Source organism: Bacillus sp. OV322 (genome assembly GCF_900112495.1).
GTDB lineage: Bacteria > Bacillota > Bacilli > Bacillales > DSM-1321 > Peribacillus.
The window spans coordinates 88,867-109,858 of sequence record NZ_FOMA01000003.1 but is presented as its reverse complement, the minus strand read 5'-3'; the positions used below and the strand labels follow the sequence as shown (position 1 = coordinate 109,858).

Genomic DNA, 20,992 nt, shown 5'->3' with positions numbered 1-20,992 from the left:
CATGCAGTAATGGTTTCTCCTCCATTCTACCTTTTAAGCCTATCATTGTGTAGATGAAGCTCTAAAGAATTCATTGTACAAAAATGGAATCCTTTAATTTTTCAAAGGTTTTGTCGCCGATTCCCGGCACATTCTTTAAATCTTCAGCCGATTTGAAGCTGCCGCCATTTTTATCCCGGTATTCCAGAATGGCCTGCGCCTTAGACGGGCCGATGCCAGTTAATGTCTCAAGATCCGCCTCTGAAGCCGTATTCAAATTTACCTTTCCATCCCCGCCTCCTCCCTTTCCTTGCGGGACAGAAACGGCTCCTGCGGGTGCTGCCAAAGCTCCTTCCATCCCTGGTGCTTCACCTTTTTCCGGCACATAAATGACCATCTGATCCTGCACAAGCTGAGCAAGGTTCACTTTATCTTTATCCGCCTCCCGGGAAAAATTTCCCGCAGCTGCAATCAAATCTATCACACGGTCTCCTTCTTTTGCATTAAACACTCCTGGAGCCTTAACAGCCCCTTTCACATCCACCTTTATAACAGAAGGCTTCTTTTCGGCTGGAGCCTTTTTTTCTCCGGCAGCTAAGGGATCTGCAGAAAACGCATTTTCCGCTTGGTTAGGAAAAATATTCATTTGATTTTCCTGGCCGCTTTTTGTTTCCTGATAATAGTAAAATCCTCCCGAAGCAAGGATGACAGTTCCAAAAACGGCCGCTATTTTCTTTTTTAATAAAATATCCATGAAAACTAACATCCTTTCGTATTGATTTTACAGAAGTCATAAGACAAGGAGGATGTATCATACTCTTTAGGAGAAACGAGGGGGTGGCAGGATGAAAATTGGTTTTATCGGGACAGGAAATATGGGAACCATTTTAATAGAGGCTTTTCTTGGAGCTGGAGCTGTAAAGCCCGAGGAGATTACAGTCACGAACAGGACACTTTCAAAGGCTTATACGCTGCAGGAGCGATGCGGGGCAATATCAGTGGCAGAAACGGCAGAGGAAACGGCAAGAAGAGCAGACCTGATCTTCCTTTGTGTAAAGCCTCTACAATTTGCGGAAGTGATTGCAAAAATAAAACCGGCCGTTACACAGGAACAGTGTGTTGTGTCGATTACTAGCCCCATTTCAGTGGCCCAGCTGGAATCACAGCTGAACTGCCACTGTGCACGATTCATTCCAAGCATCACAAACCGCGCGCTATCAGGGGTTTCTCTGCTGACGTTTGGAGAATCATGCAGCCGTGAATGGCAGGAAAAAATTTCAGACTTGGCCAAATCCATCTCAGCTCCTGTCTCTATACCAAATGAAATTACCAGGGCAGCTTCTGATATTGTCAGCTGCGGACCGGCTTTCTTCAGCTTTTTGGCAAGGGCATTCATTGATGGAGCCTGCCAGGCAACGAAAATTGATGAAGCCACAGCAACGATTCTGACACAGAATATGCTGGCGGGATTAGGCGAGTTATTAAGCCAGGAAATTTATTCTCTTCCGTCACTGCAAGAAAAGGTCTGCGTAAAAGGCGGGATTACAGGAGAAGGAATCAAGGTGCTCGAAGGGGCAATCGGTGATATGTTTCCGCGGCTCTTTGAGGCAACACAGGCAAAATTCGAGGAAGATCTGGAGCAAATCGAAGAAGATCTTGGGCATAAATACTAGATTCTCCGCTTAAGGGCATTTTCCTGCTTACATCAAAAAAAAGTTGAACAGAGAATTGCATGCTCTGTTCAACTTATTTATTTTTTCCTGCAGATATATAAAATTCTTTCCGTTGTACTGCTTGGGGCCTCTTCATTTAAATCAGCAAGAACCTCCAAAACTTCGAAGCCTGCTTCGTTTAGCCAGCGTTCATAGGTTTCTGTCTGATATGTACGCTGATAATGCCATTCATCGAAGCGGTCATATAACCCGGATTCCTCATCACGGACAAAGAAACTCAAATCGTGTTCAACACTATAAGGCTCTTCACCAGGAAAGCAATCCCAGATATATGATACATCTTCATCGTTGACAGCAAACGTGTGATTCTGGAAAATTTGCTCCATTTTATAAACAGAGTGCACATCGAACATGAATAACCCGCCAGACTGAAGATGCTCATTCACACCCCTGAAGGCAGCCTGAACATCATTCTCCGTTCTGAGGTAATTCAAAGAGTCGCAAAAAATCGTGACCCCATCATACACGCCTAGTCCCTCTAGACCGGCCATGTCCTGCTGGTAAAATGGAATCTGCAGCCCCATAAGACTTGCCTTTTCATTGGCGACAGAAAGCATTTCCTCCGACAAATCAACACCGGCTACTTCAAAACCGCACCTGGCTAGCTCAACAGTGAATTCTCCTGTTCCGCAGGCAAGATCAAGAATTTTCTTTCCGCTTACATCATACGTTCCCCACTTATCAAGCAAAAGCTGCAGCCACTTCTCGTAGGGAGCATTCTTCATCAATGCATCGTAAACATAGGCAAAGCGTTCATAGCTCATAGGTTCAATTCGCTTTGAAGGTCCTCTGAAGGTGCATCTCCCCATAGGCGTTCTAAGTTGTAGTAGCTTCTTTCATCGCGGTGGAAGATATGTGCAACAACATCGCCAAGGTCAACAAGAATCCATTTTGCTTCGTCAAACCCCTCCATCCGCTTGACTTCAATGCCATTCTCTTCGGCTTTTTCCTTCATTTCACGTGCAATAGCCTGCACTTGCTTGTCAGAATTGCCGTGGCAAATTAAAAAATAATCTGAAATAAGGGAAATCCCCTTCATATTAAGTACAACAATGTCCTCGGCTCTTTTATCATCTGCCGCCTTAGCAGCTGTTACTAGCAATTCGCGCTCTGTCATTAAATCTTCTCCTTCTTGTTCTTGATAAGATCATTGTACGTAAATAGGGTATCAGGATATACAGTCTGTTTTCTGCTCATTAAAAAAGCGACCGTATTCCTCAATGCTTCGATGACAGCAAGATCCAAGTTCTTCTTCGCTGTTTCGCGGACCTCGTCCACTCCGGGAAAAGCACGTCCCGGTTCTATATAATCTGCAAGATATACAATCTTCTCAAGCAATGTCATACCAGGTCTTCCTGAAGTATGGTAAGCAATTGCATCAAGGATGTCCCGATCGGTGATGCCCGCTTCCTTTTCAACCAGATATGCCCCGACAGGCGCATGCCATAGTTCGGAGTGATATTCCAGCAAATCAGGGGCCATCCCTTTTGATATGATGATTTCCTTCATTTCATCCTTGGGACGAAATTTGGCATAATCGTGAAAAATGGCCGCAAGTTCAGCCTTTTTTATATCAGCTCCATAGCGTTTTGCAAGGTCAATCGCAGCTTCTGTAACACCAAGCGTATGGATATAGCGCTGCTCTGTGATTTGTGCCTTCACTAATTGTAAAGCTTCGTCACGATTCATATAAACCATTCTCCTTAATGTAACTCACCACAGAATCAGGAAGCAAATATTGGATGGGCGAGCCCTTTTTTATTTTTTCCCTGATGAGAGATGAGGAAATAAACATTTGCGGAATTTCCACCATGGTTACCGGATATGATGTAGCTTCGCTGTAACCTGGCCTTTTCACCCCGACAAAAGTGACCATCTCCAAAAGTTCCGTGATTCTATGCCATTTTGGGAGATATTCAATCATATCTCCGCCTATAATAAAATGAAATTCACACTCGGGCTCCTTTTCTATCAGAAGCTTGATTGTATCATATGTGTAGGAAGTCCCTTTTCTTTTCATTTCAATTTCCTCAACCGAAAAGCAGGGATTTCCGCTTATTGCGTGATGCAGCATGGAGAGCCGGTCTTCATCTGATACTTCATGTGTTTTCACTTTATGGGGCGGAATATGATTCGGCATGAACCTGACTTCATCAAGAGACAGTGCATGCAGCACTTCATTTGCCACAATCAGATGGCTGATATGCGGCGGATTGAAGGTGCCTCCAAGGATACCTATCTTCTTCATCACATTCTTCCTTATGGCAGTTGAAGCTGTTTATTTTCTTTTGACTCTTTATATAACACGATCGTATTGCCGATAATCTGTACAAGTTCTGCCTTCGCGCCTTTGTATAGCCCCTCTGCAACAGTGCCGCGTTCTTCATCACAGTTTTGCAGGATGCTTACCTTCAAGAGTTCGCGGGCTTCTAAAGCTTCTCCGACTTGTTTAACAAGATTTTCATTCACTCCGCCTTTTCCCACCTGAAAAATCGGCTGTAAATGATGTGCCTTTGATCGTAAAAATCGTTTTTGTTTACCTGTCAGCATGTGTGACCTCCTAGTTTGTTCAAAACAATTTGCTGCATTCTTGCTGTATCAGGCGCTTGGCCAGTCCAAAGCTCAAAAGCCAGAGCTGCCTGATTCACAAACATGCCAAGCCCATTTTCAATACGGGCTCCAAGCGAAGCCGCATCTTTTAAAAACGCTGTCTCTAGCGGATTATAAATAATGTCAGCGGCGTATGCCCGTTCTTTTATAATGGAAAGATTAATCGGTTTTTCACTGATATTTGGACTCATTCCTGAAGAAGTTGTCTGTATGATTAAGTCATAATCAGCAAGCCTTTCTTCTGCTTCAGGGATGGACAGGGCCAAAGATTCCTTGCTATAGGGGCAATCATCAATCAGCCCTCTGGCCCGGCCCGCAGTGCGGTTGGCGATATCAGCCTTTTTCATGCCCTGCTTCACTAACGTAAAGTAAATGCCTCTTGCAGCACCGCCTGCTCCAATGATCAATGTTTTCTTATTTGACAGCTCGCCTGTGATCCATTCACTGAGAAAACGGTAAAAACCCATTCCATCTGTATTATATCCCTTAAAACGCCCGTTTTCCCGGACAACTGTGTTTACTGCTCCAATAGCCAAAGCGGCTTCATCCACTTCATCAAGAAAAGGGATGATCGCCTCTTTATGGGGAACCGTGACATTAAAGCCCGCGAAGCCAATTGCTTTCATTCCCTTGACCGCAGCCTCCAGGTCATCCGGAACCACATGAAGGTGATGATAAACTGCTTCGATACCCAGTTTTTCAAAAGCATCATTATGAATTTCCGGTGACATGGAGTGTGCAATCGGGTCTCCGATTACACCGTACAATTTCATCATTTGCTCCACCACATTTATTAAATTAATGACTTGCGGATGATAACATTGACCCCTTTAGGCACATGTGCCGTAATCTTTGCTCCAGGTTCGTTTACCGTCACCCATCCTAAGCCTGAAAATACAATATCCATTTTGCCTTCTTTAACTGTAAATTCATGAGGAACCAATTTCGGGAATTCATCCATCTGGTCTCTGCGGGGAGGCGTAAGCAGTTCGCCCGCATGATTTTCATATAATTCATCAGCTTTTTCAAGCTTGGTTCGGTGAATATTCAAGTCGTTGGACAAGTAGCATGTCAGGGACCTTCTGCCTCCTGATACATAATCAAGTCGCGCCAATCCGCCGAAATATAAGGTTTGGCCTTCATTCAGCTGATAAATCTTCGGCTTGATTTCTTTCTTTGGCGTGATGAATTTCAAGTCTCTTTTATCGACATAGTGAGCCATCTGATGATGATTGATGATTCCCGGTGTGTCAACCAAGGCCTGTCCATCATCGAGCGGAATTTCAATGGTATCCAGTGTGGTTCCAGGGAAATGGGAAGTCGTGATGACATCACCTTCGCCGCTCACTTCCTTGATAAGGCGATTGATGAATGTCGATTTCCCGACATTCGTACAGCCTACAACATAAACATCCTTCCCGTTCCGGTAATGCTCGATCGCTTCGGCCGCTTCTTGGATGTGTTTTCCCTTTTCAGCGCTGACAAGCAGAACATCTACCGGATTCAGGCCTAATTCACGTGCAGATTCTTTCATCCAGTGAATCAATTTATTGTGCTTCACACTTTTTGGAAGAAGATCTGCTTTATTGCCGATTAAAAGAACATCGTTTCCTCCGACAAAGCGGTGAAGCCCAGGAAGCCAGCTTCCATTGAAATCAAAGATGTCAACGATTTTGACAATTAGGGAGTCTGTTTCGCCGACCTTGTTCAATATTTTCAAAAAGTCATCATCCGTTAAAGATACGTCCTGGACTTCATTATAATGTTTAAGCCTGAAACAGCGCTGGCAGATGATTGTTTCCTTTTCAAGCGCAGATTTAGGGGCATATCCAAGCTTGGAAGGATCTTCAGTCTGAACCTTGACCCCGCAGCCTATACAAACCATTTCTTCTTGATTGTTCAATTGCTGTCCTCCCATTCTATCATCCCTTTTCGTTTGAAAAACGCGAGTATCCGTCTTTCAATTTTGCGGTTCAGTTTTGTCGCAAAGCCATCATTGGAAGCGACTGGCACCACGAGAATTGTATGAAAGCCTCCGCGGTTTCCGCCTAGCACATCTGTCAATAGCTGATCTCCGATTACCACGGTTTCTTCCCGTTTCAATCCCATGCTGGCAATGGCACGGCTGAATGCGCGCCTCATTGGCTTTCTTGCCTGAAAGATGAAAGGAATATGAAGCGGATCCGAAAAAGCCCGGACCCTGTTTTCCTTATTATTAGAAACAATCGTCACTAAAATTCCGTGATCTCTCATATTATCAAACCATTTAATAAGCTTAGGTGTTGCCGTAGGCCGGTCCCATTCCACAAGTGTATTATCAAGGTCTGTAATGATACCCTTTATTCCTTTTTCCTTTAGCTGCTCGGGCGTTATGTCAAAAATGCTTTTTACATGTTCGCTGGGCAAGAATATTTCAAGCATGTCTGCACCTCAATATTTTTCATGAATTTACCGTTTCCATCATATCGGATTTCCCTCAAATTTTCAAAAAAGCAAGTGAAAACCATGTACTTCAAAATTCCATCATAATATACAACGAAAGGAAAGGGAAGAAAAAAAGAAAAATCTCCCCTTTAAACGAACCTTCCAGTGCAAAGCTGTACAATCAGTTTTGACTGTATTTCACTCTGAAAACAGCGAGCAATCCCTGCTATTATGGAAAAACATGATGTTTTTTCCATAATGGCAGGGATTGCACAGTGTTGCCTTTCTTACTATGTATGTTTTAATTCCGGAGCAATAATGCCTTTAGCTCCTTGCCTGCTGTAAGATAGTCCAATTAGAAGCAGTCAGGATGAACAGAGCTAAAAATCAAAATAATTTTCGACAAAATTCTCCATTTTTATTTTTGTGGATAACCTTATGCACATTTTACCCTTTGTTTCACGCACAGAATTTCCAATTATAAACAAGTTAAGCACAGGTTATCCACCAAATCCTGTGGATATTGGAACGGTTGTTCTTAACAATCTAATTTGATAAAGTGGGAATACACCAGGTTAACTTGTCAATATATGCACAGGATACACCGTTTATGCCTGATTGATATAATATGGAGGTGAGTGGCCGCTCTGGCAAAGCTATGAATAAATTAACTGATGATTTACTGATTGAGTCTTATTTTAAGGCAAGAAAATTAGAATTGAGCAGAGACTTTATCCGTCTTATTGAAACGGAAATTCACCGCAGATCCCTCACACATAAAATTAGAATAACACTGTAAAAAGCTACAAAGGCTGACAATAGGATCAGCCTTTTTCCTTTATGGTCATTCCTGCTCTGCGTCTGTAAGGACGCCCAGCTTTTCTCCGACTCTGACATCTGAAGGCACAGGTTTCTGTATGTCTTTTTGGAAAATTCCCTTTTCAAATAAAAGCACTACTGTCGAACCAAAGCTGAAATAGGCAAACTCCTGGCCCTTAACCAGCTTGTCCGATTGCTCGGTAATTTCAATTGAATTCACGAACATTGCTCCGACTTTCACAATGGCTACCATCCCTTTTTCATGTTCAACCTCGGTTATATTCCGGTAGTTCTTAGAAAGTGGTGCACGGCCGTATTTCATTCCGAATTTATTGACCGGATACGACTTTTTCCCGAGCACCCATCTTTTTTTGACGGTGCCGGATACCGGTGCATGAATCCGATGATAATGGCTTGGGCTTAAATACAGCACCATAAATGATCCCCCAAGATATTTCTGGAGTGAGTCCGGGTCTTCCAGCATTTCTTCAATCGAGTATGTCCGTCCCTTTACAATGATGCTTTTTTCCAGAGTGATTTCCCCATAATCCTCCAGAACTCCATCCACGGGACTGACAACCGCAGAAGGATCCGCAGCTATGACTCTGGCATTTTCCTTTAGCTGCCTGGTAAATAAGGAATGCAGGTTTTCATACTCATCAAGCTTACGGCTGCTTTCATCCTGATTGATGTTATAAACCCTTGCATAAGAAGGTATAAGGTGCTTTGAGAGACTTGAGCTGCTGAACCTTTTCAGAAGATGGGAGCTCCATTTTCCGTTTGTCAATTCTATAAGTGACCGATAAAAAAACTGGTACAAATATTCCACCACCAAATGTAAAATAATTCAAAAATATCTTGCATAATTTGTACGGTATAAAATATTATTATATAATAAGCATTTAGGATGTAAATTATCCAGTCCAAGAGGAGTGAAAACATGTTAATATCTGACGTACTGGACCTTACTGTCAAGAAGCTGAAAACACAGACCGCAAACATCATAACCTTAACCAATTTATCCCTTGGCGGATTTGCGATAATTGCTGGCATGAATCATGAATTAAACCTTAGTTTACTATTAATCTTTCTAGCCGCACTTGCCGACCGGTTTGATGGCATGGCAGCCAGAAAATTCAATTGTGAATCCGAGCTTGGCAAACAGCTGGATTCCATGTGCGACATTATTTCATTCGGAATAGCGCCTGCTCTATTATTATATCAGGGTGTTCTTGAAGATTTCGGCGCTCCAGGTACATTCTTCACAGTATTTTACATTGGCTGCGGTGCATTCCGCCTCGCCAAATTTAATATTACGGAAAGCAATGGCTATTTCACCGGGCTGCCGATTACTGCGGCTGGATGCCTGGCTACCCTTAGCTTTCTGGCCATCGGACATGTCCATCCTGTCATTCTGCTGTCCTTTATGATTATATTATCTTTCTTAATGGTCAGTCCATTTAAACTTAAGAAAGTTTAATAATTTTCATGCACTTATCTCATTATAATAAAAAAATGCCGCCTGATTTCACTCAGGCGGCATTTTTTTATACTTTATTATGCCTGTTTAACAAGAGGATTGGTAAGGTCAAGAAACTCTTCAATATCCTTCAGGCAAGCGCCTACCGCATCCTCCCAGAATCCGCTTGACGCCAGGTCAACATTCAGGTGCTTTTTGGCAAGGTCCTCCACCTTCATGCTTCCTGTATCCCGAAGCAGGGCGATATACTTTTCTTCAAAACCTTCTTCCTCCTTCAACGCCTGGGCATAGATTCCCAGAGAGAACAGGTATCCAAATGTATACGGGAAGTTATAGAAAGGCACACCGGTAATGTAAAAATGCAGTTTTGATGCCCAGAATGACGGATGATACTCGCTGAGTGCTTCTCCATAGGCTTCTTTTTGTGCTTCTTCCATCAATTCATCCAGGCGTCCGGCACTGACCATTCCTTGTTTTCTTTCTTCATAGAATCTTGTTTCAAATAAAAAGCGGGCATGGATATTCATCAAAAGTGCGACAGACCGCTGTATTTTGTCCTCAAGAAGTGCCAGCCTCTCTTCATCATTTTTCGCTTCCTTAACAGCCGCATCCGATACAATCATTTCAGCCAGGGTGGACGCTGTTTCAGCCACATTCATTGCATAGCCTCGGTTAAGGGGATGCGTCTCCTTCAGGGCAAAAGAATGAAAGGCATGCCCCAGTTCATGGGCAAGCGTTGATACATTGGAAGGTGTGCCGGAATACGTCATGAAGATCCTTGATTGCCCGCTGACAGGAAAACCTGTGCAAAATCCGCCAGGCCTCTTGCCTGGACGGTCTTCCGCTTCAATCCAGCTGTCCTCGAAAGCCTTTTCTGTAAAGGACGCAAGCTTTTTCCCGAATTTGCTGAAATGCTTGAGAATGAAGGCCGCTCCTTCCTGATAATCCATCACCTTTGCTTCTCCTGAGGAAGAAAGCGGTGCATCAAGGTCAGACCAGCTTAATTTCTCAACTCCAAGAAGCTCCGCCTTGCGGTTCAGAAATTTAACCAAAGGCTCTTTTTGGCTGGCAATGGCTCCCCACATGCTGTCCAGAGTCTCTTTTTGCATTCTGTTTATATCAAGCGGCTCCTTCAGCACATCCTTCCATCCGCGCTTTTCATAAACACTCAGGCGGAAGCCAGCAAGATGGTTCAGCGTTTTAGCCAAAAGATCGCTCTTTTCCTGCCATGCCTGCTCCCACGCCTTGAAAATGCTGCTTCTTACCTTAGGGTCAGGATCAGAGAATTTATTTGCTGCCTGGCCAACAGACAGCTCCTGTTTCTCCCCGTTTTCTTCAAGAGGAATCCGGATGGAGCCGACAATTGTATCATAAAGCTGTCCCCAGCCATGGTATCCATCTACTTCAAGCTGGTTAATCAATGATTCTTCCTCAACAGACAGCATGCTGCCCGCCTGTTCTCTGCGTTCATTCAGTATGTATTTCAATTCCTTTAAGGGTTCTTGCTTAAGTATGGACTGGAAAAATTCCTCATCAAGCTGCACCAGCTTTTGATCAAGCTTTGTCAGGGCATTTTGAAATGCCGCAAAATCCTGGGTGATTGCCGAGCGAAGTTCATGTGCTTTTTCATCATCCATATCCTGGGCTTCAAGACAGCTGATAAAAGCGCCGGCCTGGCTTATTTTCATGCGGGTTTTCTCAAAAAGCTCCATGGCATTGATCAGGAGATGCTGATCTTTTTCTTCTGACTTGACTCTCCAACCGCTTACAAGGCTGTCTAATTCCTGAATATGCTTTTTTACCTCCTTCAGAAATTGCTGAAATTCTTCTGAAGAGCTTCCGCCTTTAAAAAACACCTCTAAATCCCAAGTTAACGAATATGTCATGAATATGTTCCCCTTTCTGTTCTATATTTCTATTATAAGGGTTTTTGCATATTTTTCAATTTATTCGAATTATTCTGAAATTTAAACTTTTTCCTTATTGTATTTTTTATAAAAGGTGATATGATGGGATTACTTCTTAAAAGGAGGGATCAGGTTGAAGAGCAAAGCGCTAATCACTCATTTATTGCTGATTGTTTTTGCAGCCTATGCGGCGCTGCACATGTTCACCGGATTTACCGTGCATCACTCTTCCGGAGACCACAGGATCCTAAGTACCTTTGAAGATGATAAGGTTCAATACTCAGCAGATGAACAGGATAAAAAGGTTCCATTGCCTGCTATTGTTCCTCCGGTATCAGAAATCAGTTTCGTGATTGTATTGATCTTGTTTATATACAGCCTTTCATCCGTAAAACTGATCCGGCGCTTTCTATTTTTGGATCCGGTGCATTACAGCTCCAAGTATGTGGCTAATTTCCTGAATTTTAAAGGGTAAAAAACTTTAAAACGAAGGAGTGGTATCCATGTGGATCCGTTTTTTAATGGTGGGCGTTTTTTCAGCAACAGCTTCAAGTCTATTAACCTTTCAAGGAATTGAAATTTACCATGCATTTTTAGATATGATAAAAGGCAAATATTAATTCTATATGTAAAACTCACTGAATGCGGAGAGAAAAACAGCTGTTTTTCCCTCCGCATTTTTTGTATTTTTTTATAAAAGCTATGTTAAATAATATTGCTCTTGAATTGATTCGACCTCATTAAACCAAGAATCGATATCTCTCGTATGTCCCCCTTTATTGCCTTGGTAATGGATTGCTTCACATTATCAATAGTCAACAGGGAATTCTCCTGTTTGCCAACAACCTTTTCTCAAACAGTTTGCTGTTACCCAATGTAATTTTAAAAAGGTGATTTCAGATAGGAATTTTGGAGCACTAAGTATGGATTATCAACAAGTGTATATGTATATGCATTTGTTGATAATCCACTCCTCAGGCAGTGCGCCCTATTCTGGTAGTTTTTCATGACAAATTAATAAACTCAGTACACTTAGTTTTCTGCTAAGACCTCAAAATGGCCAGACACTTTTTTGTTTGGAACTGGACAGAGTCTGGTATATCCTTACTGGTCATAATAAAGGTTGTCACCACCGTTCTATGGGAAAATTGCCCTCGCCAAGGCAGCTGACTATACGCTTAATCGAATCAGCGGGCTAAAAGCATTCTTGAATGACGGCCGAATCGAGATCGATAACAATCCAGCTGAAAATTCCATTCGGCCAAGTGTCATTGGTCGAAAAAACTGGCTTTTCTCCGTCAGTAAAGCTGATGCCCAAGCGAATACCATCTGTCTAAGCCTCGCAGAAACAGCCAAAGCGAACGGCCTAGATTTTTACCAATATCTAATAAAGTTACTGACGGATTTGCCCAATTTGGACCTCCGCCAGCAGCCAGATCTTTTAGACCGCTATCTGCCTTGGTCCAAGCAAATCCAGGAGGCATGCGAAAAAATCAAATAGCTGTAGATCTGAGAAAAAACCAGTGATCTACAGCTATTTGTCATGCGCGCCCATGGGCGCGCTTTATTTTTTATAATTCGGGCTTACAAAGTAACTTACAACGATAATGTTATAACTGAATTAGTCAAAAATTTAAAAAAGGCCCCTCTCGAAAATGAGAAGAGCTTTTCTAGTAATCTTACTTTAAATATCTTTTTTCTCTTAATATTTTAATAAACATTAAAATTTGGACAGCAAACCATATAATAAATAAAAGCATTATCACGGGTTCAATTTCCTGTATGATTAATAAGAGGATATTCGGTGTCATTAAAATTACACTTACACTCATTAATTTCTGAGATTTTTTTCTTAATGCTATTATAAAAAACAATACAGAAAGACCTAACACTACCCAAGCAATAATTAACATGTACCAAAATAATAGTATTTGAAAAAGATCATACATTGTAATATCGTCCATTTTAAGCTCCCTCTCGAGTTAAGGTTGTAGATGTTGAATTAGTTTGAATAATTAATTGCTGCATTTGGAGCCAGTGGAATTAACCAAATTTTTATCCCTCTGTTTTTAGCATTAAATATTTTTTTATAGGAGCCATTATTTTATATACATTTCATGAGAAGGTGCTTGATCTCTAGTACCCTTTATACTATATTTCCCATTTCTATACAAAGTTACTTTGTAAGAATACGTAATATCCGGGGTAATATTAGGGTGATATCCAGTTCCTACGTCGTGTTTCATTGTATAACTTAAAGATTTCAAAACTGAAATAACATGACTTTACTTCATTAATGAGAGAAATAACTTCGATCCGATGTTTGCAACGAAGTAAAGTACGAAGAAATTAAAGATGAAACCTAGCCACTCGAAACTAAAATGACCAGTTTCGTAGTATCCGAACACTTGTGCAGGAAAGCCGTATAAATGACGGAATTCATTATCCTCAACTCCGACTGCAGGAATGAACGTACTAGCTATAGTTGCAGCGAGGCTAAATACATAAAGTTTTTTCTTGGTCATAATAACACCTCGAATTATAGTGTTTGTAAAAAATGTAAATTCATGGTGGATTAGTATTATACTATGGATTTCACTAAACAAAACAGTGAAGATGCAACTAGGTAAAAAAGAAAATCGCACTACCAGGATCATTAGCATTCATATATTGGTTACATCCTAAATATTTTTCTGCAGTCCTTGAAGCGGTACCGCTGTCGTTCAATAAATTTCGTTCCGGCTTTAATTCGATACTTCCCAAAATGGACAGCATTAGTTAAATAGCAATATGTGTGTGCAGGTGTAACCATCTTTATGTTTCTGTTCAGATATTTGAATCCCCTTTATAATATCCCTCAGTGCCATTATTAACCACTCACTTATGTTCTTATATAGCCAATATCAACATAATCGTATAACATTGCTTTTTTTAAAGGCTCTTTTCTTAAAGATTGTTGTTACTTAAATAGTTCTCGAGGCAATTCCATTGTTATAGCAGGTTGATTGGAGCGGAAGGTGCGAGACTCCTGCGGGATCAGCGTGACAGGTGAGACCCCGCAGACGCAGGTCGAGGAGGCTCAGCGCACGCCCCGCGGAAAGCGAAGCACCCTGGAGCGGAAATCAACCCCTTGTTCCATAGGAACAAAGTTTACGAAAACAGGCTTTTAAAAAAACCCGGCAGCATTCCATGAAGCAAAAAAAAAGCTGCCTGGTTTCTTAACCTGGCAGCTCAAAAAGTTCAGCTCTTCTTTTTCTCCTTTTCTTCCCGGTAAAATTCATGGAACATTTTCATAAGGGCCCTTTTTTCAATCCGGGAGACATAGCTTCTTGAAATTCCGAGCTCCTTGGCGATTTCGCGCTGTGTTTTTTCCTTTTTCAAATCCAGTCCGAATCTTCCTACAATCACTTCTTTTTCCCGGTCGTCGAGGATGTCAATATATTTCTTCACTTTTTCAATTTCCATATTGAGCTGAATCGTATCAATAACGTCCTCTGATTCAGATTTCAGTACATCAATCAATGAAATTTCATTGCCCTCTTTATCCTGGCCGATAGGATCATGCAGCGAAACATCTTTTTTCGTCTTCTTTGTAGCTCTTAAGTGCATAAGGATTTCATTTTCAATACACCGCGCCGCATATGTGGCAAGCTTCGTCCCCTTGCCCTCTGAATAGCTTTCAATCGCTTTAATCAGTCCGATGGTACCGATAGAAATCAAATCCTCTGTGTCTTCACCGGTGTTTTCGAACTTCTTGACAATATGCGCAACCAGCCGCAAGTTGTGCTCAATTAGCATGTTTCTAGCATCACCGTCACCCTGGGCCATGAGCTGCAGATATTTCCTTTCGTCCTTTGCTGATAGCGGCTGGGGGAAAGCATTGTTTTTCACATAAGAAACTAATAAGTAAAATTCTTTGACCAGGTAGCCAATTGCTGTCAGTATGTCTGGCATGTTTCTACCTCCCCTAATTCATTGGGCCTTTGCCTATGTTTCATACCTATGCGGACGGCAGCCTGTTTGTGTCTGTACCACTTGAATTTAGGGAGGTATTTATTTTACTGCAATATATTTTTCAGTGATCTGGTTTGCTGCCTTTTCATGCAAACAAGGCGATTGTTTTACTGAATGCCTTTTTTCACCCATTCAGCCAATGAATGGTCCGTTTCGCTTGATACTTGACGGCCGCTTCAACGTCTTCCTGCATGTTTCCGTTTTGATCCACTGACACACTTGTTCCATATGGGTTGCCTCCTGCCCCGAATAAAACAGGATCCGAGTAGCCTGGCGCTGCCACAATTGCTCCCCAATGAAACATGGTTGTGTATAGTGATAGAATGGTGGATTCCTGTCCTCCATGAGGATTTTGGGCAGAGGTCATTGCGCTCACAACCTTGTTTACCAGCTTGCCTTTACTCCAGAGCCCGCCGGTTGTATCAAGAAATTGCTTCATCTGTGAAGGCATATTTCCATACCTCGTCGGGACACTGAAAATAATTGCATCTGCCCACTCAAGATCTTCCAAAGTGGCTTCGGGAACCTGCTCCGTCGCTTCTAGGTGAGCTTTCCAAGCAGGATTTCCTTCAATCACGGAACTTGGTGCCAGTTCTGGCACCTTCAATACCTTCACTTCAGCCCCCGCTTCTTTCGCACCTTCCTCAGCCCAGCGCGACAGCTGATAGTTCGTTCCGCTCATACTGTAATAAATAACAGCTAAATTAATGTTTGTCATGACTTCCTCTCCTTTATCTTGGAATTTTCTATATTCTACCTACATACCCATTCAGCACCTTTTAAATGCATTTGTACGAATTATTCCGTTCCAATCAGCATAGTGCAGAAATCCTCCATACAATTTAACAACGCAAAAGAATGCTTACAGCAAAAAGCCATAAGCATTTCCATTTTACATGTTGAGTGATAATTCTGTTGCTATTACTATTCCAATGATCGTGGCAACAACCAGGGATATCACAATTGTAAACATAAACTGTGCACTCCTTTTTTTAATCCTTCATAAAAGGTAACATGCTTTATATGCTAACAATTCCTTGAAATTTGAACATTTTTCATACAAATTATGTCAATAATGTGAAATTCCTTTTTCTTCTTTCAAAATAATACGTTAGCCGGTATCCTTCTGATGCCAGATGCACCCTTTGGTATCCATTCCTGCTGCTCCATTTCTATTCATATTACTTCATCCTCTCTGCAATTATTTTTTTAATTGTTAATTTCTGTGCATTAAACCGCGGACGATATATTCTTCACGCAATTTTTTCATTTCTTCACGATGTTTATATTCTTCAGCCGTTATGTTCTTTCGCTTGATGATAATTGTAAAAAACAGCATATTCACTATCATATTTTTTCACCCCCTTACAGGCAGTCATTTCCTTTTCCATTCCCCGGCCAAAACCTTTTTTCCCTATCATATATCAGCATCATATTCTCCCCTTTCTTAAAATTAATTGATGTTTCCATGCATAAGCCCGCGGTTTCTGTAGTGGTCCCTCAGGCTGCGTATATTTTCCTGGTGTATAGATTCTTCCTTGGTTAACTTGCTTTTTTTAATTGTAATTGTTAGAAAAATAATATTTAATTTCATTCTTTGTCACCTCTTTTTGCTTCTTAACAGCATTCATTGTACTATTAGCCGATTCTTACATTCTTCGATGCATGAGGGCACGATCGATATGTTCCTTGCGGATTTTCATAGATTGATCTGCCTGGATACATTGCTGTGCCGTTTTTTTATGTTTTTGAATGGTAACCGTAAAAAACAGGATATTCAGTGTCATGGTATCACCTCCGATTTTTGGACAGAAAAAGGCCGCAGAAAGAATAGGCCTCCTGCGGCTGTTTTGGGCATAAAAAGGCCGCAGGATAACGAATCCTCCTGCGGCCGGGATTATCTGCATCATTCATTAAAAGCAAAGTATTGCCTTAAAGAAAATCTGCTCCGTACAGGTCGAATTCATTTTTAAATTGTGTTGTTGCACAGGAAAAACTTGCAGCTCTGAATTTAGCAATGATATAAGTCATTTCCTTCGACCTCCTTTAGCAGTTTTATCTTACATTGGTAAGTATATCCAAAATATACAGTTTTGTAAACCTGTTATTTGCCTAAATTTCAGAAATTTATTGCACAAAAAATCCTGCACCACACTAAACATTACTTGTTCAGTATATGGTGCAGGATTCAATTTAGAATATATATCATCCAATTTCATCTAAATGCCGTTTATATGTTTTAGCTTTCATGAAAAAGAAAACAGACACCAGAAGGCTTGCTGTGCTGGTTATCATGTAAGCATACGTATTAGCCATGGTCATATTTTGATCTGGAAGGATGGTTCCTATATAAAAGAACGAACCAACACAAAGCAGAATCATCGCAAAGCGTTTAAAATCATGCATTTTTGCCATAAGCACCTTCGTTTGTTCCTTCGTATTCATACAGACGCCTCCAAAATTCTCAAAATCTATCACTAGTCCTATTTTACCATACAAAAGACAGCATTCCCGATTGTAAATTATGTAAAAAGCGCAAGCGCCTGTTCAGCTTGCGAAGCAAATAGGGTTTTGGGCTTGGAAGGCGCTCTTTGCCTTCTGAGGTTAAATTATCTTTACTCTATGACCGCTAAAAAGAAAAGGCTCTTTTCTTAAAGATTGTTGTTTTTTGAATTTGTTATGTGAGGCGTTCCCATTGTCAAGTCGGGTTGATTGGAGCGTAAGGTGCGAGACCCCTGTGGGATTAGCGGGAAGGTGAGACCCCGCAAGCGCAGCTGAGGAGGCTCACCGCCCGCCCCACGGAAAGCGAGCATCCTGGAGCGGAAATCAACCACCTTGTTTCATAGCAACAAGGTTTACGAAAACAGCAAAGAAAAAGAGGACTCAGTTTGGAGTCCCCGGATTGTTATTATAGCCACCACATGGAGGATGGGTTTTCATTGATTAATACGGATTGCAGGTTTTTCACTGCACGCATGAAGCCTTCGTTAATTGACATAAGCGGGTCTTCGTGTTCGATGGATACTGCATAATCATATCCAAATGTGCGAAGCGCGCTCATCATGTCAGACCATTCCTGCAAGCCATGTCCGCAGCCTACAGAACGGAAGGACCATGCCCGGGTTCTTACACTGTCATATGGCTGCATGTCTGTAAGTCCGTACATGTTTACATTTTCCTGGTCGATGTATGTATCCTTTGCATGAAAATGGTGAATGGCGTCTTCTTTGCCAAGGATCTTAATAGCTGCAACCGGATCGATTCCCTGCCACCAAAGATGGCTCGGATCCAGGTTGGCGCCAATTGCCTTGCATGTTTTCTCCCTAAGCTTCAAAAGAGTATACGGGGTATGGACCAAAAATCCTCCGTGAAGTTCAAGGCCGATTTTTACATTTTTTTCTTCTGCAAATTTCCCCCACTGCTTCCAATAAGGAATGAGTTTTTCTTCCCATTGCCATGTCAGCACATCTCCATATTCATTCGGCCATGGAGCAACAGGCCAGTTTGGATGCTTGGCATCTTCCTGATCCCCAGCTACACCTGAAAAGCAGTTTACGACTGGTACATTCAGAAGTGATGCAAGCTCTACGGTTTTAACAAATGTATCATGAGAAACTGCAGCAAATTCCTTATCTGGAGACAGCGGATTGCCATGGCAGCTGAAAGCGCTGATGATCAGGCCCCGTGAAGTCACTTGCTTCAGGTAATCCTCCCGCTTTTCTTTACTTTCCAGAAGCTCATCCAGCGGGCAGTGGGCATTGCCCGGATAATTGCCTGTCCCGATTTCTACCGCATGAAGGCCGGATTCCTTGACAGTATCCAGCATTTCTTCAAAAGATTTATCTGCAAACAATACAGTAAATACTCCTAATTTCATTCTTATCCGCCCTTCCTATTTTATATCCTCACACTGCAGCCTTTGCTGCTGCTTTCATATATCGCTTCAATAATCTGTGTTACCTGAAGGGCTTCCTCTGCTTTAACAACCTGCTCAGCCATACCAAGGCAGGAAAGCACAAAGTTTTCTGCCTGAGGGAGGCTTGGATCATCCTCACCCGGCAGCCATTCGGCATTGCTGTTGAACAGCATGCCATGCTTTGCGTAATTGAGGCTGAACGGGAAAACCTCTAGCCCTCCCTTATCACCGGAGATGCTAACGTTTTCGATGACATCTTCTTTAATATTGCTGCTCCAGGAGGTTTCAAGCAGCAGGGATGCTCCATTTTGAAAACGGATATATCCTGAAACATGGTCATCCACCCCAAAGGTTTGATGGTCGAAAGAGCCCCATTGATTCACCTGTCCGGGAATCCTGCTCAATACGTCATAGGTTGTTCCGCTAATTTCGGCCGGCTTGGGATTTCCGATCAGCCAAAGTGCCAAATCAAGCAGATGGCAGCCATAATCCATCAGGCTTCCGCCTCCCTGGAGCTCCTTGTTGATGAATACACCCCACCCGGGAACTTTGCGCCTGCGAAGCGCCTGTACCCGGATTACAAGCGGAGTGCCGATTTCGCCTTCATTAATGACCTTTTTGGCGGCAATAGCTTCCTTCATAAACCGGTAATGATAGGCAATGGACAAAATCTTGCCTGCCCTGACAGAAGCGGCAATCATTTCTTTGCCTTCTTCTGCAGATAATGCCATCGGTTTTTCGCACAATACATGGCATCCTGCATTCAAGGCTTCGATTGCCAGCTCTGAATGGAATTTGTTTGGCGTGCAAATGACTACAGCATCCGCAAATTCAAACAGCTCTTCATGGGTCTGGGCAACTTGCGGAATATCGAGTTCTGCCGCCACTTGCCTCGCTTTTTCAAAATCTGTGTCATAGAGGGCGCAAATCGAAACCTTGTCCGCTAATTTCAGAAACGTAGGGATATGCCGGTTTTGGGCGATCCCTCCAACCCCGATAATGCCCACTTTAAGAATTGTCATTACAAAACCTCCTGATCAAGAACCTATTCGACTCGAACAATGCTCTTTGTTTCGTTCGATTTCAAAGCGGCGAGGACTACCATCAGCGACTTCATGCCTTCTTCTCCGCTTACAGCTGGCTCTTTGCCAGAAAGAATGCTTTCAATGAATTTATCAATGACTTCAGAGCTGTTTTGGCCGCCTTCATCATTGGATTGTATTTGGCCAAGCTCATAGTTTACTGTTTCCCCTGATTTATATTGAACAATCAGTGAGTATTCCGGATGATCTTCCACTCTCACAATGGCATGCTCACCGTAGATGATTGTCGAATTATCTTCCTTCGCTGTATAAGACCAGCTTGCAGCCAGTGTACCGATTATGCCGCTTTCCGTTTTTAAAATGCAGACTGCATTATCATCCACATCGCTGTTTTCTTTGGCAGAGCCTTCTACAAAGCTTCCAACCTCCGTAATTTCTTCATTCAGCAGATAGCGGAGCAGATCGGTTTTATGTACACCGAGGTCACCCATGGCACCGATGAATGCCTGGCTTTTCTTAAAGAACCAGCTATCCATGCCGTCAGCACTCCAGCCTTCAGGTCCTCCGTGGCCAAACGCTGTTCTGAAGCTGAACAGCTTACCTATTTTTCCGCTTTCAATCAATTCTCTGGCTTTCACATGTGAAGGCACAAAACGCTGATTGTGGGCAATCATTAATTTTTTGCCGCTTTCCTCAGATGCTTTAATCATCGCTTCAGCATCTTCCTTGGAAGTGGCCATCGGCTTTTCGCACAGCACATGCTTTCCTGCCTTCAATGCAGCAATCGTGATTGGTGCATGGAGATAATTCGGCGTGCATACAGAAACTGCATCAATTGAATCATCAGCAAGAAGCTCCTCGTAGCTTGTATAAGCCTTTGCCTGATAAAGCTCTGCCTTTTCTTCTGCACGTTCTTTCAAAATATCGCACACTGCTGCAATTTCAGCCTCCGGATTCGCTGCATACTCCGGCAAATGCCTGTGTGTAGCTATACTTCCGCAGCCTATTACGCCAATTCTCAACTTCCCCATCCCTACATCTCCTCTTATCCCTGTTATTTCAGTACT

The 20,992-nt window shown here is 42.4% G+C and carries 25 protein-coding genes and 1 pseudogene; 5 read left to right on the top strand and 21 right to left on the bottom strand.

Annotated features, from left to right (window positions below):
• Positions 1–70: 70 nt before the first annotated feature.
• Entirely contained in the window at positions 71–733 is a 663-nt protein-coding gene (locus BM126_RS08270) for a helix-hairpin-helix domain-containing protein (protein WP_256213028.1), read from the bottom strand.
• Positions 734–824: 91 nt separating this feature from the next.
• Between BM126_RS08270 and comER the strand changes: the two genes are divergently transcribed.
• Positions 825–1,652 (top strand): late competence protein ComER, encoded by an 828-nt coding sequence (gene comER / locus BM126_RS08265; protein WP_090989078.1) that lies wholly within the window; start codon positions 825–827, stop codon positions 1,650–1,652.
• Between the two features lie 77 nt (positions 1,653–1,729).
• On the opposite strand, the gene BM126_RS08260 is transcribed toward comER, so the two are convergent.
• From BM126_RS08260 to BM126_RS08225, 8 genes are read right to left on the bottom strand one after another with little or no spacing between them, the layout of a single operon-like run.
• Positions 1,730–2,476: a class I SAM-dependent DNA methyltransferase gene (locus BM126_RS08260; protein ID WP_090989077.1), complete on the bottom strand. Its 747-nt coding sequence runs from the start codon at positions 2,474–2,476 to the stop codon at positions 1,730–1,732.
• Positions 2,473–2,829 (bottom strand): ribosome silencing factor, encoded by a 357-nt coding sequence (gene rsfS / locus BM126_RS08255; RefSeq protein ID WP_071350743.1) that lies wholly within the window; start codon positions 2,827–2,829, stop codon positions 2,473–2,475. The genes BM126_RS08260 and rsfS overlap by 4 nt, the downstream gene beginning before the upstream one ends.
• Positions 2,829–3,401, bottom strand: coding sequence for a bis(5'-nucleosyl)-tetraphosphatase (symmetrical) YqeK (gene yqeK, locus BM126_RS08250; protein ID WP_090989076.1), 573 nt, complete (start codon positions 3,399–3,401; stop codon positions 2,829–2,831). Before yqeK ends, rsfS begins: the two co-directional genes overlap by 1 nt.
• Positions 3,391–3,960: a nicotinate-nucleotide adenylyltransferase gene (locus tag BM126_RS08245; RefSeq protein WP_090989075.1), complete on the bottom strand. Its 570-nt coding sequence runs from the start codon at positions 3,958–3,960 to the stop codon at positions 3,391–3,393. Before BM126_RS08245 ends, yqeK begins: the two co-directional genes overlap by 11 nt.
• A gap of 11 nt (positions 3,961–3,971) precedes the next feature.
• Positions 3,972–4,262 (bottom strand): ribosome assembly RNA-binding protein YhbY, encoded by a 291-nt coding sequence (yhbY, locus tag BM126_RS08240; RefSeq protein ID WP_071350746.1) that lies wholly within the window; start codon positions 4,260–4,262, stop codon positions 3,972–3,974.
• The gene (gene aroE, locus BM126_RS08235) at positions 4,256–5,098 is read right to left on the bottom strand and encodes a shikimate dehydrogenase (protein WP_090989074.1); all 843 of its coding nucleotides are present in this window, start codon (positions 5,096–5,098) and stop codon (positions 4,256–4,258) included. The genes yhbY and aroE overlap by 7 nt, the downstream gene beginning before the upstream one ends.
• A gap of 17 nt (positions 5,099–5,115) precedes the next feature.
• Positions 5,116–6,240: a ribosome biogenesis GTPase YqeH gene (gene yqeH, locus BM126_RS08230; protein ID WP_090989073.1), complete on the bottom strand. Its 1,125-nt coding sequence runs from the start codon at positions 6,238–6,240 to the stop codon at positions 5,116–5,118.
• Positions 6,222–6,743 carry a YqeG family HAD IIIA-type phosphatase gene (locus BM126_RS08225; RefSeq protein ID WP_071350749.1) on the bottom strand — a complete coding sequence of 174 codons (522 nt, stop codon included), beginning with the start codon at positions 6,741–6,743 and terminating at the stop codon, positions 6,222–6,224. The genes yqeH and BM126_RS08225 overlap by 19 nt, the downstream gene beginning before the upstream one ends.
• 661 nt (positions 6,744–7,404) lie before the next feature.
• Here BM126_RS08225 and BM126_RS08220 point away from each other — a divergent pair.
• Positions 7,405–7,545, top strand: a complete 141-nt coding sequence (locus BM126_RS08220; protein WP_071353594.1) for a sporulation histidine kinase inhibitor Sda — start codon at positions 7,405–7,407, stop codon at positions 7,543–7,545.
• A 45-nt stretch (positions 7,546–7,590) separates the two neighbouring features.
• Here the strand turns inward: BM126_RS08220 and BM126_RS08215 are convergent, their stop codons facing one another.
• Positions 7,591–8,397: a phosphatidylserine decarboxylase gene (locus tag BM126_RS08215; protein WP_177201365.1), complete on the bottom strand. Its 807-nt coding sequence runs from the start codon at positions 8,395–8,397 to the stop codon at positions 7,591–7,593.
• A gap of 108 nt (positions 8,398–8,505) precedes the next feature.
• On the opposite strand from BM126_RS08215, the gene pssA reads away from it, so the two are divergent.
• Positions 8,506–9,045, top strand: a complete 540-nt coding sequence (pssA, locus tag BM126_RS08210; protein ID WP_071353596.1) for a CDP-diacylglycerol--serine O-phosphatidyltransferase — start codon at positions 8,506–8,508, stop codon at positions 9,043–9,045.
• Positions 9,046–9,122: 77 nt separating this feature from the next.
• On the opposite strand, the gene BM126_RS08205 is transcribed toward pssA, so the two are convergent.
• A complete protein-coding gene (locus BM126_RS08205; RefSeq protein WP_090989071.1) occupies positions 9,123–10,931 on the bottom strand; it encodes a M3 family oligoendopeptidase in 1,809 nt (602 codons plus the stop codon).
• A gap of 154 nt (positions 10,932–11,085) precedes the next feature.
• Between BM126_RS08205 and BM126_RS08200 the strand changes: the two genes are divergently transcribed.
• Both BM126_RS08200 and BM126_RS08195 read left to right on the top strand, forming a co-directional pair.
• On the top strand, positions 11,086–11,427 hold the full coding sequence (locus BM126_RS08200) for a hypothetical protein (RefSeq protein ID WP_071350540.1): 342 nt from the start codon (positions 11,086–11,088) through the stop codon (positions 11,425–11,427).
• 648 nt (positions 11,428–12,075) lie between these two features.
• On the top strand, positions 12,076–12,453 hold the full coding sequence (locus BM126_RS08195; RefSeq protein ID WP_371261429.1) for an IS66 family transposase: 378 nt from the start codon (positions 12,076–12,078) through the stop codon (positions 12,451–12,453).
• A 178-nt stretch (positions 12,454–12,631) separates the two neighbouring features.
• Here BM126_RS08195 and BM126_RS08190 read toward each other — a convergent pair whose 3' ends face one another.
• The 10 genes and pseudogenes from BM126_RS08190 to BM126_RS08140 form a co-directional block, all read right to left on the bottom strand.
• Positions 12,632–12,916, bottom strand: coding sequence for a hypothetical protein (locus BM126_RS08190; RefSeq protein WP_090989070.1), 285 nt, complete (start codon positions 12,914–12,916; stop codon positions 12,632–12,634).
• A gap of 1,276 nt (positions 12,917–14,192) precedes the next feature.
• Positions 14,193–14,906, bottom strand: a complete 714-nt coding sequence (gene sigK / locus BM126_RS08180; protein WP_090989069.1) for an RNA polymerase sporulation sigma factor SigK — start codon at positions 14,904–14,906, stop codon at positions 14,193–14,195.
• Positions 14,907–15,073: 167 nt separating this feature from the next.
• Positions 15,074–15,684, bottom strand: a pseudogene (gene wrbA / locus BM126_RS08175) (NAD(P)H:quinone oxidoreductase).
• 498 nt (positions 15,685–16,182) lie between these two features.
• On the bottom strand, positions 16,183–16,317 hold the full coding sequence (locus BM126_RS08170) for a YrzI family small protein (protein ID WP_083392063.1): 135 nt from the start codon (positions 16,315–16,317) through the stop codon (positions 16,183–16,185).
• A gap of 102 nt (positions 16,318–16,419) precedes the next feature.
• The gene (locus BM126_RS08165; RefSeq protein ID WP_090989068.1) at positions 16,420–16,560 is read right to left on the bottom strand and encodes a YrzI family small protein; all 141 of its coding nucleotides are present in this window, start codon (positions 16,558–16,560) and stop codon (positions 16,420–16,422) included.
• Between the two features lie 55 nt (positions 16,561–16,615).
• Positions 16,616–16,876 carry a YrzI family small protein gene (locus BM126_RS08160; RefSeq protein WP_090989067.1) on the bottom strand — a complete coding sequence of 87 codons (261 nt, stop codon included), beginning with the start codon at positions 16,874–16,876 and terminating at the stop codon, positions 16,616–16,618.
• Positions 16,877–17,171: 295 nt separating this feature from the next.
• Entirely contained in the window at positions 17,172–17,411 is a 240-nt protein-coding gene (locus BM126_RS08155) for a YrhC family protein (RefSeq protein ID WP_071350545.1), read from the bottom strand.
• Between the two features lie 463 nt (positions 17,412–17,874).
• Positions 17,875–18,843: a sugar phosphate isomerase/epimerase family protein gene (locus BM126_RS08150; protein ID WP_090989066.1), complete on the bottom strand. Its 969-nt coding sequence runs from the start codon at positions 18,841–18,843 to the stop codon at positions 17,875–17,877.
• A gap of 20 nt (positions 18,844–18,863) precedes the next feature.
• Positions 18,864–19,904: a Gfo/Idh/MocA family protein gene (locus BM126_RS08145; RefSeq protein WP_090989065.1), complete on the bottom strand. Its 1,041-nt coding sequence runs from the start codon at positions 19,902–19,904 to the stop codon at positions 18,864–18,866.
• A 23-nt stretch (positions 19,905–19,927) separates the two neighbouring features.
• A complete protein-coding gene (locus BM126_RS08140; protein WP_090989064.1) occupies positions 19,928–20,956 on the bottom strand; it encodes a Gfo/Idh/MocA family protein in 1,029 nt (342 codons plus the stop codon).
• Positions 20,957–20,992 lie beyond the last annotated feature (36 nt).